Raw genomic sequence first — 19,258 nt, 5'->3', positions numbered from 1 at the left:
AAGTGGCTTTCGCGACACCGAAGCCGGAACGCGGGCGCGGTACCCATCGGACGCAGCCTTATAGGTGCCGTCAGATCAGCCCGGCACGGACCGCGTGGGCGACCGCGTGGGCCCGGTTGCGTACCTGAAGCCGCGCCATCAGCTCGTAGATGACGTTCTTCACGGTGTGCTCGGAACAGGACAGCTCGCGCGCGATGTCGGCGTTGCCGTGCCCGTCCGCCACCAGGGTGAGCACCGTCAGCTGTCGCTCCGTGAGCGGTGCGGCCAGGGGGTCGCCGATCGGCATCGACAGTTCGGCGCCACCGCTGAGCAAACGGACCAGTACCCCATACGGCACCCGGCTCTCCCCGTGTACGGCCGAATGCACGGCGGCACCGAACTGGTCCGGCGTCGTTTCGGGGGTCTGCAACAGGATCCGCGCACCCGCCCGGACCGCATGCAGCACACCGGCCGGGTTGAGCGTGTCGGCGGCGACGATCAACCGCTGGCCCCGCGTACGAAGCGTGGGGGGACAGGTGGTCAGCGCTTCGTCGATCGTGCCGCCGGCGGCCACCACCACGGTGCCCGTCGTGGCCGTGACGAGGATTCCCGCCTGTCTCAGCTTGCCGACCACGGCTTCCCTGACCGCGGCGCCCGCCGCGGTCACCTGCACACTGATCACAGCAGCCTGGCCCGGAGTGCGTAGGCGACGGCGTGCGCGCGGTTGCGCAGCCGGAAACGCTGGGTGATGTCGTGCACGACCGCCGTCACCGTACGCGCCGAGTACGACAGCCGCCGGGCGATCTCGTCGGTCTCGTAACCCTCGGCGACCAGGCGCAGCACCGCGTGCTCGCGTTCGCTGAGCCCCGCACGTGCCCACGCCTGCGGCGCGACCGGCGTCTGGTTTTCCATTCCCTGTTCGAGAACCCGGTCGATCAGGTCCGGTGGCATGGTGCAGTCGCCGACGACGGCGGCGAGGACGGCGCGGGAGAGCCGGCTCGCGCTGGCCTCCCTCCGGCGCAGCAGGCCGTGCGCGCCCGCCGCGATCGCTTGCAGCGCGTCGCCCGGCGACAGTTCGGTGGCCAGCAGGACGACCTCGGGCCGGTGGGCCTGGTTCCTGATGGTGTGCACGACGTCGAGCACCTTCTCGTCCACGAGATCGACGACCACGACCGTGGCGTCCGCTTCCTCGCCGTTCGTCACGACCGTGAGTTCCGGACTCCCGTTCAGTGTGCAGCCGATCCCCGCCTCGAGTACCGGATCGGCCGCGTCCACACTGACCCTTGCGGGCTCTCCCATGCCAACTTCCCTTCCCCATTCGACCGGCGTCCAGTCTCATCGGGAAGGAGGCGGTTGTCTTCCTCGCTACGTATGAAAATCGAGAACTTTTACTGTGCTGTTTTTCGCACTTGGCGTGAATTTCACCGTTGTCACGGAACTGTTCGTAGAAGCAGGGACAAACGCGCAACCGGTGCCCGCACCGATCCTGCCGCTCTTTCCCTGCCGTCCCATCACCCCCGGCAGCAGGCTGTGGCGAGCACACTTCGGAGGTAGCCATGGCCGACCCGGCACGCCGCCACCTGATCTCACTCGAGGACCTCGACGACGCCGACCTGCACTGGATCGTCGGCCGCGGGATCGAGCACACGCTCGGCCGCCGAACAGACGAGCGCCCGTTGCGAGATTTGGTCGCGGGTATTTTGTTCCGCAAAACCTCGACCAGGACGCGGACTTCGTTCTCCGCCGGAGCCCTCCGGCTCGGCGCCCGGCTGATCACCTACGGTCCCGGCGACCTTCAGGAGAACACCGGTGAGACCATCGAGGACACTGCCGCCGTGCTGTCGGGCATGCTCGATCTGCTCGTGGTGCGGACGGCCGGAGGAGAGGCCGAGCTTCGCGCGTACGCGGTGAACCGGCGGATGGCCGTGATCAACGCGATGTGCGCGGAGGAACATCCCACCCAGGCACTCGCCGACCTCACCACGCTCACCCAGCGGTTCGGCCGGGTCGAAGGCCTGCGCGTGCTCTACGTCGGCGAGGGCAACAACACCGCGTCGGCGTTGGCCCTGGCGCTGTCCCGGTACGCCGGCACGAAGCTGTATCTGCGGACGCCGCCGGATTACGGCCTCGATCAACGGTTCCTGGACCGGGCCGCGGTCCACGCCAGGCGCAGCGGCGCGCTGGTGGAGGAGCGGCACGACATGACCGCCCTGCCGACGGTCGACGTGGTCTATACCACGCGATGGCAGACCACGGGAACGGTCAAACACACCGAGGACTGGCGCGAGGTGTTCGCCCCGTTCCAGGTGGACGCCAAGGTGATGGCCGAGACCGGCGCCGAGGTCTTCCTGCACGACCTGCCCGCGCACCGCGGCGAGGAGGTCACCGCGGAGGTCCTCGACGGACCCGCGAGCCTCGCGTTCCAGCAGGCGGAGAACAAGTACCACAGTGCTCGCGCCGTCCTCGAATGGTGCGGAACCGGTGGAGATCCGGTGGGCCGTGGCTGACGAAGTCCTGCTGTCGGGCGGCGAATGGCGGTTGTGGAACGAGTTCGCCTTGCGTGGCACCGGATTCCCCGCCTCCGGGGTGCTGCGGCTGGCGCCGCTCGGGCTCGCCGAGGCGGCGGACAAGTTCGCCGGGGGCGCCGGGCTCACCGGTCCCGAGTGGCTCGCGTTCGAGGAACTGTTCGCGGACGCGATGGTGAACAACGTCAAGGAACTGCAGGAGATCGCCGCGCAACCGGCCTTCCGGGCCGCGGTGGCCTGGCAGAACCCGGCCCTGCTGCAGCGGGGTATCGGCTTGTTCCTCGGCTGGGATCCTTCGGCGGAGGGACGCACCAGCAAGCGGCGTGAACGCGAGGAGCTGGTCGCGCACTACTGGCAACGGTTCTGCGTGAAGAACGACACGATCGGCTTCTTCGGCCCGGTGGGATGGGGCAAGTGGGACGAGACGGTGGACGGCGTCGTCGTCGAGCCGGGTTCCGGTCTGGTCGCCGAGTCGAACATCTACTTCTCGAGCTGGGCCGTCGACGCGGTCGCCCGCACGGTCGGCACCGATCCGCGGCTGCGGGCCTGGATCGCGCCGCGCCGGGTGTCCTTCGTCCGGATCACCGGGGACCAGGCGGGGATGCCCGGGCGGCCTCCGCAACGGCTCGAGCCGCTCGAACGGGAGATTCTCTCGCGCTGCGACGGTGTCCGACGTCCGGCGGAGCTCGCGGCGGACCTCGGGGCGACCGAAGACGCGGTCGTGTCCCTCTTGGACGACCTGGTGCGGCGACGGCTGATCGTGTGGCGGCTGGAGGTGCCGACCTGCGCGTATCCCGAACGCTACCTGCGGACCGTGCTGGAGCGGGTTTCGGATCCCGGCCTGCGTCAGGACGCGCTGGCCAAGGTGGCGGTACTCGAACGCGGCCGGGACCGGATCCAGGCGGCAGGCGTCGACGCCAACGCTCTCTCGGCGGCGTTCTCCGAGCTGGAAACCGAGTTCGAGGAGCTGACCCAGGTCGCGGCGCAACGCGCCAAGGGCACGCGGACCGCACCGTGCCGGGCGCTCATCTACGCCGACTGCCGCCGGTCCGCCACGGTCCGGATCGGCGCCGCGATCCGCGACGAGCTGACCCCGCTGGGCCTGTGCCTCACCGCCGCCCGCTGGCTGGCCGGCCGATTCGGAGAGGCCGTCGGGCGCCGCGTCCGGGAGGCCTACGAGCGCCTGCGCGACCGGCACGGCAGCGTGGATCTCGCGTCGTTGTGGATGGAGTGCCTGCCCGCCCCGCACGGCGGGTCGATCGCCGACATCGACCGGATCCAGACCGAGCTGAGAGAGCGCTGGGCGCGGATCCTGAACGTCCCCGAGGACGCCCGGCGCGTCCGTCTGTCCAGTGTGGACATCGCTGACCGGGTGCGGGAGGAGTTCGGGGAAACCGGCCCTGGCTGGCCGCAGTCCCGGTACGTCAGCCCGGACGTGATGGTCGTCGCCGACGACGCCGACGCGGTGGCACGCGGGGATTTCGAGCTGGTCCTCGGCGAACTGCACGTCGCGATGAACACCGCCAGCACGTCCCTGTGGGTGATGCAGCATCCGGACGCCGGACGGCTGCTCGCCGAGACCGCGACCGACTTCCCGGGCCCGCGCCTGTTGCCGATGCTGCCCAAGGAACAGCCGCCGCGGTGGTCGGCGCGCAGCCGGATCTCCCTGGACCGGCCCGAGGACTACTACGTGGCCCTGGTGGACCACACGGTCGATCCGGAACGGGGCAGGACGGTGCTCAGTGCCGACGTCCTGGTCGAAGAACGGGGCGACCGGCTGGTGGCCGTGCTGCCCGACAGCGCGGAGTTCGACCTGCTGGACGTGTTCAGCAACGCGATGACCAACCGGGTCATGGACCGGTTCTCCCTGCGGCCGCTCGCGGGCCACTCGCCCCGGGTGACGGTGGACCGGCTGGTGGTGGCGCGCGAGTCGTGGTCGATCCCGGTGGAGGAGATGGACTTCGTTTCGGAGAAGTCCGAGGCACGGAGGTTCGTGCTGGGCCGTCGGTGGCGGGAGTCGCTGGGATTGCCGCGTTTCGTTTTCGTCGTCTCGCCAGGGGAGCCTCGTCCGTTCTATGTGGACTTCGACGCGCCGGTGTACGTCAACATCTTCGCGAAGGCTGTTCGACGGTTGGCACGGCAGGATCCGGGCGGCCGGCTGGTGATCACGGAAATGCTGCCGTCGCCGGAGCAGGTGTGGCTGACCGACGACGTGGGGAACCGCTACACCTCCGAACTACGCTTCGTCGCGGTCGACCAGTCCGCCCGATGATCGTCAGAGCGCCCCGGCTCGGCGCCGCCGACGTACTGGCGGCGGCGCGGCGGACCGAGGGCCGGATCCGACGTACCCCGTTGCTGCCGCTGGACGGCCTGCCGCACATCCTGCTCAAGGCCGAGCATCTGCAGCTGGGCGGCTCGTTCAAGACCCGTGGCGCGGCGAACGCCATGCTCGACCTGGCCGCCACCCACGTCGTGACCGGCTCGTCGGGCAACCACGGGATCGCGGTCGCGCGGCTCGGCGCGGAACTGGGCGTGGGGGTGACGGTCGTCGTCGCGGGGGGAGCGCGGGCCGACAAGGCGGCCGCCATCGGCAGGCTCGGTGCCCAGGTGGTCGAAGTTCCCGGCGGGGTGGCCCAACGGGATCAGCACGCGCGAGATCTCGCCGACCGCACCGGTGCGGTGTTCGTGCCGTCCTCGGACCACGGGCTGGTGGTCGCCGGCGCGGGCACCGTGGGGCTGGAGGTCTTCGAGGCGATACCGGACCTCGACGCGATCTTCGTGCCGACCGGCGGAGGCGGTCTGCTGGCCGGTGTGTGCCTGGCCGCCGAGGGAACGCGCGGGACACCGCGGATCATCGGGGTGGAGCCGGTGGCGGCGCGGCGTTACGCCCGTTCGCTGGCGGCCGGATGCCCGGTCGAGGTGCCGCCGTCCGACACGGTGGCCGACGGGCTGCGTGGCCAGCGGCCGGGCGCGATCCCGTTCCCGATCATCCGGCGCCGGGTCGACGAGATGATCGAGGTCACCGACGAGGCGATCCTGGCGGCGATGGACCTGTTGCACCGCAACGGCGTCGAGGCGGAACCGAGCGGGAGTGTCGCCCTCGCCGGAGCTTTGCGGACCGGGTTCACCGGCCGGGCCGTCGTCATCGTGTCCGGTGGGAACACGCCGAGGCGCTTCCGCGCCGTTGATCCCCGATAGCCGCGAGGAGCGTTGCCGACATGGTGTGGTTGAGCGGAAAGTGGCGGCTGTGGGACCAGTTCGCGGTCCGTGGCGCGGGTTTCCCCGCCGCGGGTGTGCTGCGGCTGGCGCCGGAAGGACTGGCGACCGCCGCGGACCAGTTCGACGCGGGCGCGCGGCTGTCCGGCCCGGCGTGGGACGTGTTCGACAAGCAGTTCGCCGCCTCGGCCGTGGAAACAGCCGTGGAACTCCAGGCGATCGCGTCCGCGCCGAAATTCCGGGACGCGGTCGAGTGGCAGAATTCGACGATCTGGCGAACCGGTGTCGAATCCTTCCTGGCCTGGGAGCCGTCGGTGGCGGGCCGCACCAGCAAACCGAGGCAGCGCGAGGAGCTGGTGGCGCAGTACTGGCAACGGTTCTGCGTGAAGAACGACACGATCGGCTTCTTCGGCCCGGTGGGATGGGGCCGGTGGGACGAGTCTGTCGAGGGCGTCGCCGTCGAGCCGGGCTCCGGGCTGATCACGGCTTCGAACGTCTACTTCGCCAGCTGGGCGATCGACGCGGTGGCCCAGGCGATCAGCGCCGATCCGCGATCGCGGAACTGGGTGGCGCCGCGCCGGGTGCCGTTCGTGCGGATTTCCGGCGGCCTGGCGCACCTCCCCGGCCGGCCACCGCAGGAGATCCCGCCGGGGCTCGGCCGGGTGCTCGACCACTGCGACGGAGTCCGGACCGCACAGGCGATCCAGGAAGATCTGGGCCCCACAGTGGCCTCCTTGCTGGAGGAGTTGGTGCTGCGCCGATGGATCGTTTGGCGGTTGGACATCCCGGCGGGCGCGCACCCCGAGCGACATCTGCGGGCCTGGCTGGAGTCCGTCGGAGACACCGAGTTCCGAGAGCACTGGCTCGCCCGGCTGGACGAGCTGGAGCGCGGTCGCGAGCGGGTCGGGGCGGCGGCGTCCGCTGAGCTGCCGGACGAATTGGGCGCGCTGGAGACCGTCTTCACGACCTTGACCGGCGCGGCGGCCACTCGCGCCAAAGGCACCAACACCGCACCCTGCCGCGGTCTGGTCTACTCCGACACCGTCCGGGCGGCGCGGTCCCGGCTCGGCACCGGGACCCTGGCCGACCTCGCCCCCCTCGACCTGCTGATGACCAGCGCGACCTGGCTGACCTCCCGGCTCGCCGACACGGTGCTGAGTCACGCGCGGAGGGTCCACACCGGACTCGCGGCCGCCGGTCCGGTCGACCTCGCCGCGTTCTGGTTCGCGTGCATGCCGATCCTGCACGGTTCGGCGGTGGCCGAGGCCACGGCACTCCGTCTCGAGCTGGCCACACGGTGGGCGAGAATCCTCGACGTCCCCGATGGTGCCCGCCGAGTCCGTGTGTCCAGTGTGGACATCGCGGAACGGGTGCGGGACGAGTTCGGCGAGCCGTCTCCCGGCTGGGGCATGGCCCGCTACCTCAGCCCGGATGTGTTCGTCGTCCCCGGCGACGGCGGCGGGCTGGTGCTCGGCGAGCTGCACGTCGCGTCGAACACTCTCGGCGCCTCGCTGTTCGTCAACCAGCATCCGGCGCGCGGCGAACTGCTCGCCGAGACCACGGCCGACTTCCCCGGCCCGCGCCTGCTCCCGATGCTGCCCAAGGAACACAGATCCCGGCTGTCCGCCCGGATTCGCTATTCGCTCGACCGGCCGGAGGACTACTACGTCGCCCTCGTGGACCACACGGCCGACCCGAAACGCGGGCGGACGGTGCTGAGCGCCGACGTCCGGGTGGAGGAACGGGGCGACCGGCTGGTGGCGGTGTTGCCCGACAGCACGGAGTTCGACGTGCTCGACGTGTTCGGTCACGTGCTGACCACACTGGCGATGGACCTGTTCCGGATCATGCCGGACGCGGACCACACGCCCCGGGTGACGCTGGACCGGCTGGTGGTGGCGCGGGAGTCGTGGTCGGTTCCGGTGGAGGACTTGGGTTTCACCGCGGAGAAGTCGGAGTCGCGGCGGTTCGTGCTGGGTCGCCGGTGGCGGGAGTCGTTGGGGTTGCCACGGTTTGTGTTCGTGGTGTCACCGGGAGAGCCGCGTCCGTTCTATGTGGACTTCGACGCTCCGGTGTATGTGAACGTCTTCGCGAAGGCTGTTCGGCGATTGGCGCGCCAGGATCCGGGCGGCCGGTTGGCGATCACGGAGATGTTGCCGTCACCGGAGCAGGTGTGGCTGACCGACGACGCGGGTTCCCGCTACACCGCCGAACTGCGTTTCGTCGCCGTCCACAACGGATAGCCGGTTTGTCTGCGTGTTCTTCCCTCCGCAAGGCGATCGCCGTCCGCCAGGCTTGGCGGCATGCTGATCCTGTCCCATGGCGACGTTCGGCGGATCCTCGACGGCGCGGAGCACGACGTGCTGGCCGCGGTGCGCTCCGCGTACGTCCTGCACGCCCAAGGCCGGACGGCCGTGCCACACTCGGTGTTCCTGCGATTCCCCGGCGACGAGCGCAACCGGATCATCGCGCTGCCCGCCTACCTGGACTCGCCCGAGGCCGCGGTCGCCGGAGTCAAATGGGTGTCGTCGTTCCCCGGCAACGTGAACTCCGCGCTGGACCGGGCGTCGGCGGCCATCATCCTCAACTCGATGCGGACCGGCCATCCCGAGGTGTTCCTCGAGGGAGCGACCATCTCGGCGCGGCGCACCGCGGCGAGCGCGGCGGTCGCCGCCGCCACCCTCGGCACCGGCGGATCCGGGGTCACCCTCATCGGCTGCGGCGTGATCAACTTCGAGGTCCTGGCGTTCCTGCGGGCCGTGGACGCCGGACTGGACTCGGTCACCCTGTTCGACCTCGACCAGGATCGGGCCGCCGCCTTCGCGGTCAAGTGCGCCACCCGGTGGCCCGAGGTGAAGATCGACGTGGCCACCAGGGTCGAGGACGCCCTCGCCGCACACCCGTTGGTGTCCCTGGCGACCAGCGCGACGGTCCCGCATCTGGACGGTTCGCACTGCCGGCCGGGAACGCTGATCCTGCACCTCTCCCTGCGCGACCTCACGCCGGAGACGATCCTGTCCGGCGTCAACATCGTCGACGACGCCGACCACGTCTGCCGGGCCGCGACGTCGCCGCACCTCGCGGAGCAGCAGGTCGGCCACCGCGACTTCATCGCCCACTCGCTCGGGGAGTTGCTCCTCGCGGGCGGCGAATACCAGCGAAGCACAGACGCCCTCACGGTCTTCTCGCCGTTCGGGCTCGGCGTACTGGACCTCGCCGTCGCGGACCTCGTCCACCGGCGTGCGCGGGAGCTCGGCCTGGGTGTCCGTGTTCCGGACTTCCTGGGCAACGTGTCCGGCTGAAGTATGTGAAGGCACACCCCTCGGAAGCGGTAGCAGAACCGCCAGGCGGTCAATGCGTCAATTGACACAAGCCCCGCCGAAACTTCTTGCTAGTCATGAATCATGAGAACGCGATCAGCTGTGCATCGGACCGTGCTGGCGGTGGATGTACGGGGATTCGGTGACCGGTGGCGGGCCACACCGCAACAGCTCGCGGTGCGGAAGGGCATGTACCGCGCGCTGGAGAACGCCTTAAACGCCACGGGTATTTCGTGGGCCGAGTGCCACCGCGAGGACCGCGGTGACGGTCTCATGGTGATGGCTCCTTCCCGGGCGCCCAAATCACTGTTCGTGGAGCTGTTCCCGCACGCGGTGGCCGCGGAGTTGCGTGCGCACAACGCGACGCGACCGGTGGAGCAGCAGATCCGGCTGCGCCTCGCGTTGCATGCCGGGGAGGTGGTCTTCGACGCACACGGGGTCGCCGGTGCGGCGGTCGATCTGACGTTCCGGCTGCTGGACGCGCCCGTGCTGAAGCAAGCGTTGGCGGAGTCGCCGGGTGTGCTGGCGATGGTCACGTCGGGGTGGTTCTTCGAAGAGGTCGTGCGCAACAGCCCGGTCGCGGATCCGGCGGCCTACAGCCGGGTACGAGTGGCGGTGAAGGGGACCGCGACGATCGCGTGGATCAGCCGTCCGGACCGTCCTTATACCGGTGATCACGCATCCGGAGGGACGGTCACGATGACCGCGACCTCGTCGGACAGCGGCAGGGTTTACCAGGCCGCGCGGGACCAGTAGTCACCGAGGACTGCACCAGAGCCAGGCCTCTCGGGTGCGAGTGATGCCCAGCGTCTATGTCGCGAAAGCCACTTTCGGGACATCAGACGTCTCGAAAGTGGCTTTCGAGACACCGGAATGGCTGGCGCGGATTCTCACGACGGCCCAGATCAGCGAGCCCTAAAGTCTCGTGAGTGGTAGGGACGGTTAGAGCGGACCGGTATTTGCCTACCACGCCTGACCCACACAGATGCGAAGTGTCAGCGGCGGCGCGGTCGACCGTGAAGGAATTGGGACGTTGAGTGTCCCGATTCCTTCATCGTCGAGGGGTCGCTCCGGTCTTGGTACTTGATCAACGGAGGATCGGGGACACTCAACGTCCCCGATCCTCCGTTGATCAAGACCGTGGTCTCGCGGACGGCAGCCGAGTGGGGAAGATTTGGGACGTTGAACGTCTCAAATCTTCCCCACTCGCCCACATCGGCATCCAGAACAAGGTCTACAAGCCACCGAGATGACATCAGGAGCCAGTGGGCAGGCAAATACCGGTCCACCAGAACCGTCCTTACCACTCACGAGGCAGGTCACCAGGCAGGTCAGGCAGAGCTCCGCGGCGACGTCTTCTCCGTATCGGTGGCCTGCGCGGTGGTCGGCATTTCGACCGGCACCGCAACCGCCGCCTCGGGCGCGGACCGCAACGGCATCCGCCGGACGTCCGGCAGGGCGAGCAGCGCGACGTTGAACCCGCCCACCAGCACGGCGGCGAAGATCAGGACGGTCGATTCGCTGGTCATCATCGCCACCGGCGCGGCGAGGGCGAGACCCAGTGGACGGGCGGCGAAGGACAGGAGCGCGTCGTAGGAATCGGCCCTGGCCAGGGTTTGCGGCGGGAACTGCTGTTGCATCACCGTCTGCCAGAGCGTGTTCAGGATGCCCAGGCCGAGCATCGCCACGAAGTAGGCCGCGGCGTTCAGCCACACCGGACCGGGGATGGCGAAGGCGGCCAGTGGCAGGGCGAACACCGCGCCACCCAGTGAGGTCGCGATCAGTGGCCGGGCGATCGGCAGGCGCGGCGCCAGGAACGAGCCGATGATCATGCCCACCATGCCGCACTGGTAGATGATCACCCACGAGATCTCGCCGCCCAGTACGCGGATGGCGATCAGCGGCCCGAGTGTCATGAAGATGCCGGCCGTGAGGTTCGAAACGCCGTGCCCGAGCAGGTTCGTCCAGAACCACCGGCGCTTGCGGACCTCGGTCCAGCCCTCGACCAGGTCGCGGACGAAGGTGGCTTCCTTGCTCCTGGCGGGACGGGCAGCGGTGCGGAGTCCGCCGAGCAGCGCGCCGCCCGCGAAGAACACGGCCGCGATGACGACGAACAGCCAGCCCGCGCCCACGGTCACGATCAGGAGGCCCACCACGCCGGGGCCCACCACGAGTGCCAGCCCTCTGGCCATGCCGAGCTGCCCGTTGACGCGCAGGCGGTCGCGTTCCGGCACGGTCGCGATGACCAGCGGCGACATCGTCGGCGTGCCGATGGCGATGGCGGCGCCCGCGATGGCCGAGAGGATGGCCAGGTGCAGGATCTGCATCGAGCCGAGGAGCAGTTCGACACCGATGGCCAGTTGCACCAGGCCGCGTACCACGTCGGCGGCGAACGCGAGCCGCTGCGGGCGCAGGCGGTCGGCGATCACCCCGCCGATCGGCAGCAGGAGCAACTGGGGGATCAGCTCGCAAGCGAGGACGACACCGACTGCGGTACCGGAATCGGTGGCTTCGATGATCGCCAGGATCAGCGCGGTCGGGATCATCGCGGTGCCGAGCAACGACAGCGAACGGCCGACGAGGAGACGGCGGATCGTGGCGGGAACGGCGGTGGTGACGGGAGTGCTCACGCGATCCCTCCCGCCGTGGCGACGACGCGGCGGCCTGCGACGGCTTCGGCCATCCCGGTGCCCAGCTCGTCCACCAGCGCCGGTGGCGCGTGGAGGAACGCGTGATGCTCGCCCTCCAGCACCACCTGCCGGAACCGGCCGGGCTCCGCGTACTCGGCCCAGCCGGTGCTCTGCTCCGGTCGGATCTCGACGTCGTCGCTCCAGCCGATCGCGTGGATCGTCGACGGCAGTTTCACCGGGGTGTCCAGGTGGTAGGCCTTGTTCGCATCAACATCCTTGCGCAGCACTCGCAACCCCATCGCGATCATGTCAGGACTGGCGTTTCCGCCGAGCTGCCCCACGAACGCGGTGAGTTCGGTGGCGAGTTCGGCGTTGGTCAATTCGAGGAACCGGCCGAACGGGCCGTCGTGCGGGGAGACCTGGGACGAGAGGAACAACCGGTCCGGCGTGGGCAGGCCACGTTCCCACAGATGCAGGGCCAGCGCGAAACCGGGTAGGGCGCCGCCGCAGTGCCCGAAGAAGCCGAACGGGCGATCGAAATACGGCAGCAGCTGGTCCGCCAGCTGCCCGGCCAGCTCCTCATAGGTGCCGTAGTGCGGTTCCTTGATGCGGTTCTCCCGTCCGGGTGGCTGCACGAAACAGATTTCGGCGGGACCGGCGAACGCGGGCCAGCGGTTGTACATCGAAGCGCCGACGCCCGAATAGGGGAAACAGAACAGGCGAGCGGCCGAATCGGCTCGGGGTTTGCGCAACAGGACGCGTTGCGGCTTGGCTGGACTCGGGGAAGACATGACCACCTCGGAATGAGAGCGAAGGGAGGATCACCGGGTTGCTGGAATCGGCCCGTCGGCCGCGATCGCTTCCTCCAGTTCTTCTTCGGCGCCTTGACGCAACCGGGCGGAGACGCGCATGTCCTTGATGCCCGCGACGAAATTGGACGTGAGGTGTTCGACCGGCGTGTCTAGCCGGAACTCCGCGACCTTCCCGACGATCTCCTCGAACAGCAGGCGCAGCGCGATCCGCGCGAGGGGAGCGCCGATGCAGTAGTGCGGTCCGAAACCGAAGGCGACGTGCCGGTTGGGGGAGCGGGCGACGTCGAAACGGAACGGGTCGGCGAACACCTCTTCGTCCCGGTTGGCCGAGCCGAGCCACGCCACGACGGCGTCACCGCGCCGCAGTTCCACGCCCCGGATCTCCGTGGGCTGCACGACATAGCGCATGAAGTGGTTCGCCGGTGACGACCAGCGCAGCCCTTCTTCCACGGCACTGGTCACCAGCCTGGGGTCGTCGGCCACCCGCCGGTACTCCTCGGGGTGCTCGATGAGGGCCAGCACCGTTCCCGCGACCGCGTGCGGCGTGGTGACGTTCGCGCCGAGCAGCAGGCTGTAGCAGTTGTAGACGATCTCGTCGTGCCGGAAGGCGCGGCCGCCGACGCTCATCCGCATCAGCGCGCCCACGAGGTCGTCACCCGGTTCGCCAGCCCGGCGCCGGACCTCGCCCGAGAAGTACGAGAACAGTTCGTGGTGCGCCGAAGCCAGCGTGCCGCCGCCCTTGCCCTGGCGGAATTCCGGGTCGTCCGGGGCGACCGCCATCGTGGTCAGGCGGGTGAGCCGCGGCCAGTCGGCTTCGGGGAGCCCCATCAGTGTCCCGGTGAACGCCATCGGGAAGTCGGCGGCGGAACGGGCGAGGTTCCACGAACCCGTCGCGAGCGGCGCGATCATGCGATTGACGACCCGCCGGACCTTCGGGACCATCGGCCGCAGGGCCCGTGCCGAAAGCATGTCCATCATCGGCCGCCGCATCGACGTGTGCACGGGCGGATCGCTGGCCGCCATCATCTTGCCGCCCGCCGGATCGCGGCCGCCCAGGATCGACAGCAGGGTGCCCCGGTTCGACGTGAAGCGGGTGTGGTCGCGCAGGACGTCGTTGACGTCGTGGTACTTGGTGACCGACCAGAACGAGCGGCCGTCGGGCAGCACCTGGCGGTGCACCGGTGAGTGCAGGCGCATCGCGGTCCAGACCGGATGCGGATCACCGGACCCGTAGAGCGTCGGCGCGTGGAGGTCCGCCTCGTCGATCTCGTGCGGGGCCACCGCCGTGTCGTCGGCGCTGATCTTCATCGGGGCTCCTTCTCGATCGAGGTTTCACCGTCGATCAGAGCGGCGAGTTCCGCCACGGACGGGTTCTCGTAGAACGCGTAGGTGGGCACGTCGACGTCGTGGGCTTCGCTGATCTCCGTGGTCAGGCGGACCGCCACCAGCGAGTGCCCGCCCGCCTCGAAGAAGTCGTCGTCGACGCCGATCCGGTCGATCTGGAGCAGATCCGCCCAGAGCTCGGCGAGCCACGCCTCCAAGGGGGTTCCCGGCGCGCGGTAGTCGGTGCTCAGATCTCCGCGTTCCGGGAGCGGCAGACCGGCGAGGGCGTCACGGTCGACCTTCCCGTTCGCGGTCAGCGGGAGTTCGTCCAGCCGGACGAACCGGCCGGGGACCAGGTACGGCGGCAGGGTTTCCCCGAGATGGGCGCGCAGCCCGGCGGTGATGATCGTGTCGTCGCAGGCGTAGTAGGCGACCAGACTGTGCCCGGTGCCCGAGGGCAGCGCGAGGACGGCGGCGTCGTACACCTCCGGGTGGGTCCGCAACGCGGCCTCGATTTCGGCGGGCTCCACCCGGAATCCGCGGATCTTGACCTGCCGGTCGTTGCGGCCGGCGAACTCGATCTGCCCGTCGGGCAGACGGCGGCCGAGGTCGCCGGTCGCGTACATGCGATCGCCGGGGACACCGGAGAAGGGATCGGGCAGGAATCGGTCCGCGGTGGCGGCGGGCGCGCCGAGGTAGCCGTGCGCGAGACCGAGGCCGGCGGCGAAGATCTGGCCCAGTTCCCCGTCCGGGACCGGGGCGCCGTGCTCGTCGAGCAGGTACACCCTCGTCCCGGTGATGGCGTGGCCGATCGGGACACTGCGCGCGCCCATCGGCCGGTCGAGGACGGCGCAGCAGGTGAACGTCGTGTTCTCGGTCGGGCCGTAACCGTTGAGCACGGTGGTGGACGGCAGCGCCTCGATGGCTTTGTCCACATGGGACGGTGAGAGGACGTCGCCACCCGCGATCAGGATCCGCAGTCCGGTCAGGTCCCGCGACCCCGCTTCGATCACCTGGTGGAACAGTCCCGCGGTCAGCCAGAGGACGGTGACCTTCTCCTCGCGGACGAGCGCGGTCACGTCGGTGGGACGCAGTTCTCCCGCCGGTGCGACGACGAGCCTGCCGCCGTTGAGCAGCGCTCCCCAGAATTCGAGGGTCGACGCGTCGAACGCGGCCGGCGCGAGCTGGAGGAAGACGTCTTCCGGACCGACCGGCAGGAAGCGCGCGCCGAGGACGAGCCGGAGAACGGCGCGATGCGGGACGACCACGCCCTTCGGCGTGCCGGTCGAGCCCGACGTGTACGCGATGTAGGCGGTGTCTTCCCCGCCGACGTCGATCGCTTCCGTCGCGTCGACGTGTTCGGCGCGGGCCGTCAGCTCGGCCAGCGTCGTCCACGAACTTCCCGGCGCCGCAACGGGTTCTTCCGTGATCACGATCCTGGGGCCCGCGTCCCGCAGGATCGTGTCGCGTCGGGAGTCCGGGGTGTGCGGATCGAGGACGAGGTAGGCGGCGCCCGCTTTCAGGACCGCCAGCAGCAGGACCACGAGGTCCGCCGAACGCGGCAGGACGATGCCGACGGCATCCCCCGGTACGACACCGGCCGCACGCAGTGCGGTCGCGAGCTTCGCCGACGACTGGTCGAGTGCGCCGTAGCTCAGGACCCTGGCACCATCGGTGACAGCGACGGCTCCCGGGTTCTTCCTGGCCTGCTGTCCGAACGCGTCGACGACGGACCGCGCGGGCGCGGCGTCGAGGGTGCGTTCCTCCATGGTGGATGTGGTGGACACTGTGGTCATCCCTTCTCTTCCCGCTTGCCGGAATCCAGCGCGATCCAGACCGAGGCCGCTTTGGCCAGCAGTCCGCCCGTTTCGTCGTAGAGCGCGGTGCCGACGTTGGCCGTGCGGCCGTGCCGCCGCCGGAGCCTGCCGACGATCACATGGGTGCGCCCGGGGAGCGGTCTCCTGTGGACGATCGCGCTCATCCGGCCGAGCACCATCGGTTCCCGGACCGGGTCGCCGGTCCAGCCGCCGGGGCAGTCGAGCACGCTCCACACCAGCGCGATGGGTACTTCGCCGTCGTCGTCCGCTTCGGGGGTCCAGGTGCACGCCACGAGATCGCGGCCGCCGACCTTGCCGGGGGTCACCGGGAAGCCGCCGGACGGCGCGCGTTCGACGCCGCAGACGAAGCAGGTGGGGAACGGATGTCCTTCCCAGCCTTCGAAAGCCGATTCCGCCTGCTTCGCCTCCGTCACCGTGACGGGTTCGACTTCCTCGACCTTCCCGGCTTCGGGGCCGATGGTCGCGATCAGCCGTTCTCCGTGCCACACTTGGGTGCGCCGGGCCCCCGCCCGGACCTCGAGATCGGTCTGGAGCGGCGGCGGCGTGTGCAGGGTGACCGCGGGCGGGGTCGCCTCCGGGAACGAGGCCAGCCCGGCGAACACGCCGCACGCGTACCCGCCGTTCGCGCTGTGCGCGGGCCCGTTGTAGGCACCGCCGATCCGGACGTCCATCAGGACTGTCCCCAGTGGACCTGCCGGAGCGGGAACTCCGCGCAGAGATCGCGGACGGCGGCACCGACTTCGGCGCGGACCGCTTCGTCGAGATGCCAGATCCGGTCGCCGTCGGGACGGACGGCCGACAGCACGCGGTCGACCAGCCCGGCACAGCGGATCACCGCGTCGTCGGTCAGGCCCCGGGCGGCCAGGATGTTCGTGCCGAACCGCAAACCGCTCGTCACCAGCGGACCGTGCGGGTCGCCGTCGATCACGTTCTTGTTCGCGACGATGCCGCACGACTCCAGCGCCTGTTCGGCGATCACCCCGGTCAGCCCGGCCTGGCCGACGTCGACCAGCACCAGGTGGTTGTCGGTGCCGCCGGTGAGCACCTCGTACCCGGCCCCCATCAGCTCGACGGCCAGGGCGTCGGCGCTGGTCCTGATGCGCTGGGCGAGCGCGCGGAATTCGGGTGTGAGCACGAGATCGAGCGCGCGGGCCTTGGCCGCGATCGAATCGAACGCGGGCGTGCCCTGGAAGTAGGGGAAGACGGCGTTGCGCATGACGTCGGCGAGCGGCCGGCCCCGCCGGGCCGCGACCGGCGCGTCCGCGTCCTTGCCGAGCAGGATCAGGCCGCCGCGGGGACCGTAGAGCTGCTTGTACGTACTGGTGGTGGTGACGTGGGCGTGGTCGACGGGGCTCGGGTGCAGCCCCGCCGCGATCAGCCCGGCCACATGCGAGATGTCCGCGAGCAGATACGCGCCGACCTCGTCGGCGATCGCCCGGAACCGGGCGTAGTCGATGGTCCGGGGATAGGAGCTGGCCCCGCACACGATCACCCGCGGCCGGTGCTCCCGCGCCAGGGTGGCGACCTGGTCGTAGTCGATCAGGCCGGCGCGGTCGGTGCCGTAGGAGACGGAGGTGAAGTACCGGCCGGTGACCGACGCGGACGCGCCGTGCGTCAGATGCCCGCCGGCGTTGAGGGCCATGCCCAGGACGACATCGCCGGGGGAGAGCAGGCTGAACAGGACGATCTGGTTGGCGTTGCTGCCCGAATGCGGCTGCACGTTGGCGTACCGGGCGTGGAAGACCCGCTGCGCGCGATCGATGGCCAGCTGTTCGATCTCGTCGACGATCGCGCTCCCGGCGTGGAACCGCGCCCCCGGATAGCCCTCCGCGGTCGTGTTCCCGAGCACGGATCCCGCGGCCGCGAGCACCGACGGATCCGCCACGCTGGCGGCCGCGATCATGGCGAGGGTGCCGTCCTGGCGGACGCGTTCGCGTTCGATCAGGCCGAACAGCTCCGGATCGGCGCGGTGGTGGCCGTGCGGGTCGTCGGCGGCCCGGTCGGCGAAGTCCGCGATGTTCGCGAGGGTCATGCTTTGCTCCTGTCGAAGGCAGCGCCCGGCAGAGACACCGAGTCAGCGGGAGAACCGGCGAGCCGGTCCGCCGCGGTGAGCAGGTCGTCGCGCAGCCGGTCCAGGGCGTCGTTGCCGTGCCGGGTGAGATCCACGGTGATTTCGCAGTGGACGCCGCCGGCGCGTGGCTCGTTCAGCGTCTCGATGCGGATCGGGAATTCGGCCCGTTCCCGCATGTCCTCCTCCGGGCGCAGCAGACCGGCTTCGAGCAGGCCGTCGCGCGCGTGGAAGTGGACGTAGTTGAAGGCCGAGTCGAACGGACGGCGGCCGAGCAGCTTGCGTACCTCGGAATCCGGGAAGCGCCGGTACGGGAGCAGCGTGTTCTCGGCGGCCAGCGCCGAATCCGCGGCCTCCCGCCAGGTGCCGTCCGTGACCGGCAGGCGCAACGGGAGATAGTTGAGGAACAGCCCGATGGTCAGGTCCGCACCCGTCACCTCCGGCCTGCCGCTGACCGGTATCCCGATCACCGGCGCCGGGTTCCCGGTGAGGGACGCGACCGCGGCGGCGTGGGTCACCAGCATCAGCGATTTCAGGGGCACTCCCCATGACGCCGAGCGTTTCGTCAGCGCCGCGGTGAGGTCGGACGGCAGGACGAAACCGATCTTGCGGAAGTCGGGGGTGGCCGACGGCGGTTCCGCGCCCAGATGCGGCCGGAGGCCTTCGAAGTAGGCCCGCGCGTCCGTGTCGCGCAGCGCGGCGCGCTCGAGCCGGACGTAGTCCTCGGCGGGGGCGGGCGTGCCCAGATCCACGCTGCCGCCGTCGAGCAGGGCGGCGTACACGCGGACCACTTCACTGACGAACAGCGATTCGCTCCAGCCGTCCATGATCGCGTGGTGGAACGCGTGGGAGAACCGGAAAGAACGGTCGTCGAGCGCGGCGGCGTGCACGCGGATCAGCGGTGCCGTCTCCGGATCGAACGGTTGCCCCAGTGACGCCATGACCTGCTCGTGCCGGTCGGCGACGGCGTCCTCGGCCAGGCCCCGGTGGTCGGCGACCTCGAGCGGGATCGTGGCCTGCTTTTCGACCACCTGCATCGCTTCGCTGAACGACACCAGGTCGAATCCGGAGCGCAGCGCGGGATGGCGTGCCGACACGGTGGCGAGTGCCTTCGCGAGGGTTTCCTCGACGAGCGGGCGGTCGACCACCCGCGACACCACCTCGTGGTAGAGCTCTCCGCCGCTGAGCAGGGATTCGTAGATCAGGCCGAGCTGGAGCCGGGTGGCCGGGTGGACCCGCTCCGCGCTCGCCGGGGCGAGAGCCAGGTCTTCGGGGGAGAGCAACTCGGCCGTGTCGTCCTCAGGTTCGGCACCCAGCGCCGAACACATCCCGCGCACGGTCGGGTTCCGGAACAGGTCGACCAGGGTGAGGTGCATCCCCCGCTCGGCCGCCGCCCCGATGACCTTCAGCGCGAGCAGGGAATCACCGCCGAGGGCGAAGAAGTCCGCGTCGCCGTCGACCCGCTCGATACCGAGCACGTCCCGCCAGATCTCGGCCAGCGCGTCCTCGGCGTGGCCGGTGGTGTCAGTCATCGTCTTCTCGCTCCG

At 69.9% G+C, this 19,258-nt stretch carries 15 protein-coding genes; 6 read left to right on the top strand and 9 right to left on the bottom strand.

The features are described from left to right. Nucleotides 1-70: 70 nt before the first annotated feature. Both ACLJRM_RS31595 and ACLJRM_RS31590 read right to left on the bottom strand, forming a co-directional pair. Entirely contained in the window at nt 71-661 is a 591-nt protein-coding gene (locus ACLJRM_RS31595; RefSeq protein WP_101607072.1) for a response regulator transcription factor, read from the bottom strand. Beyond that, a complete protein-coding gene (locus ACLJRM_RS31590) occupies nt 658-1,278 on the bottom strand; it encodes a response regulator transcription factor (RefSeq protein WP_168214294.1) in 621 nt (206 codons plus the stop codon). The genes ACLJRM_RS31595 and ACLJRM_RS31590 overlap by 4 nt, the downstream gene beginning before the upstream one ends. 257 nt (nt 1,279-1,535) lie before the next feature. Between ACLJRM_RS31590 and ACLJRM_RS31585 the strand changes: the two genes are divergently transcribed. The 6 genes from ACLJRM_RS31585 (at nt 1,536) to ACLJRM_RS31560 (ending at nt 9,796) form a co-directional block, all read left to right on the top strand. Beyond that, nucleotides 1,536-2,486, top strand: a complete 951-nt coding sequence (locus ACLJRM_RS31585; protein ID WP_101607074.1) for an ornithine carbamoyltransferase — start codon at nt 1,536-1,538, stop codon at nt 2,484-2,486. Beyond that, nucleotides 2,479-4,776 carry a lantibiotic dehydratase gene (locus tag ACLJRM_RS31580; RefSeq protein ID WP_410665130.1) on the top strand — a complete coding sequence of 766 codons (2,298 nt, stop codon included), beginning with the start codon at nt 2,479-2,481 and terminating at the stop codon, nt 4,774-4,776. Before ACLJRM_RS31585 ends, ACLJRM_RS31580 begins: the two co-directional genes overlap by 8 nt. Beyond that, on the top strand, nt 4,773-5,702 hold the full coding sequence (locus tag ACLJRM_RS31575; protein ID WP_410665129.1) for a threonine/serine dehydratase: 930 nt from the start codon (nt 4,773-4,775) through the stop codon (nt 5,700-5,702). Before ACLJRM_RS31580 ends, ACLJRM_RS31575 begins: the two co-directional genes overlap by 4 nt. Before the next feature lie 20 nt (nt 5,703-5,722). Then, a complete protein-coding gene (locus ACLJRM_RS31570) occupies nt 5,723-7,963 on the top strand; it encodes a lantibiotic dehydratase (RefSeq protein ID WP_410665128.1) in 2,241 nt (746 codons plus the stop codon). 60 nt (nt 7,964-8,023) lie between these two features. Next, entirely contained in the window at nt 8,024-9,022 is a 999-nt protein-coding gene (gene sbnB / locus ACLJRM_RS31565; RefSeq protein ID WP_101607077.1) for a 2,3-diaminopropionate biosynthesis protein SbnB, read from the top strand. A gap of 141 nt (nt 9,023-9,163) precedes the next feature. Continuing rightward, the gene (locus ACLJRM_RS31560; protein WP_410665127.1) at nt 9,164-9,796 is read left to right on the top strand and encodes a hypothetical protein; all 633 of its coding nucleotides are present in this window, start codon (nt 9,164-9,166) and stop codon (nt 9,794-9,796) included. Nucleotides 9,797-10,371: 575 nt separating this feature from the next. Here ACLJRM_RS31560 and ACLJRM_RS31555 read toward each other — a convergent pair. From ACLJRM_RS31555 to ACLJRM_RS31525, 7 genes are read right to left on the bottom strand one after another with little or no spacing between them, the layout of a single operon-like run. Continuing rightward, the gene (locus ACLJRM_RS31555; RefSeq protein WP_410665126.1) at nt 10,372-11,670 is read right to left on the bottom strand and encodes an MFS transporter; all 1,299 of its coding nucleotides are present in this window, start codon (nt 11,668-11,670) and stop codon (nt 10,372-10,374) included. Next, nucleotides 11,667-12,461, bottom strand: coding sequence for a thioesterase II family protein (locus tag ACLJRM_RS31550; protein WP_410598237.1), 795 nt, complete (start codon nt 12,459-12,461; stop codon nt 11,667-11,669). Before ACLJRM_RS31550 ends, ACLJRM_RS31555 begins: the two co-directional genes overlap by 4 nt. 30 nt (nt 12,462-12,491) lie before the next feature. After that, complete coding sequence (locus ACLJRM_RS31545; RefSeq protein WP_101607080.1) at nt 12,492-13,790, bottom strand: cytochrome P450; 1,299 nt, start codon at nt 13,788-13,790, stop codon at nt 12,492-12,494. Continuing rightward, on the bottom strand, nt 13,787-15,601 hold the full coding sequence (locus tag ACLJRM_RS31540) for an amino acid adenylation domain-containing protein (protein WP_410665125.1): 1,815 nt from the start codon (nt 15,599-15,601) through the stop codon (nt 13,787-13,789). The genes ACLJRM_RS31545 and ACLJRM_RS31540 overlap by 4 nt, the downstream gene beginning before the upstream one ends. Next, nucleotides 15,598-16,314, bottom strand: coding sequence for a hypothetical protein (locus ACLJRM_RS31535; RefSeq protein ID WP_410665124.1), 717 nt, complete (start codon nt 16,312-16,314; stop codon nt 15,598-15,600). The genes ACLJRM_RS31540 and ACLJRM_RS31535 overlap by 4 nt, the downstream gene beginning before the upstream one ends. Beyond that, nucleotides 16,314-17,675, bottom strand: a complete 1,362-nt coding sequence (gene glyA, locus ACLJRM_RS31530; RefSeq protein ID WP_101607082.1) for a serine hydroxymethyltransferase — start codon at nt 17,673-17,675, stop codon at nt 16,314-16,316. Before glyA ends, ACLJRM_RS31535 begins: the two co-directional genes overlap by 1 nt. Continuing rightward, a complete protein-coding gene (locus ACLJRM_RS31525) occupies nt 17,672-19,243 on the bottom strand; it encodes a condensation domain-containing protein (protein WP_410665123.1) in 1,572 nt (523 codons plus the stop codon). Before ACLJRM_RS31525 ends, glyA begins: the two co-directional genes overlap by 4 nt. Between the last annotated feature and the right edge of the window lie 15 nt (nt 19,244-19,258).

Origin of the sequence: Amycolatopsis sp. lyj-84, assembly GCF_046549075.1 — a bacterium.
Taxonomy (GTDB): Bacteria; Actinomycetota; Actinomycetes; order Mycobacteriales; family Pseudonocardiaceae; genus Amycolatopsis.
Note: the sequence above shows the minus strand (reverse complement) of the source record. Positions and strands in the feature narration are given on the sequence as shown.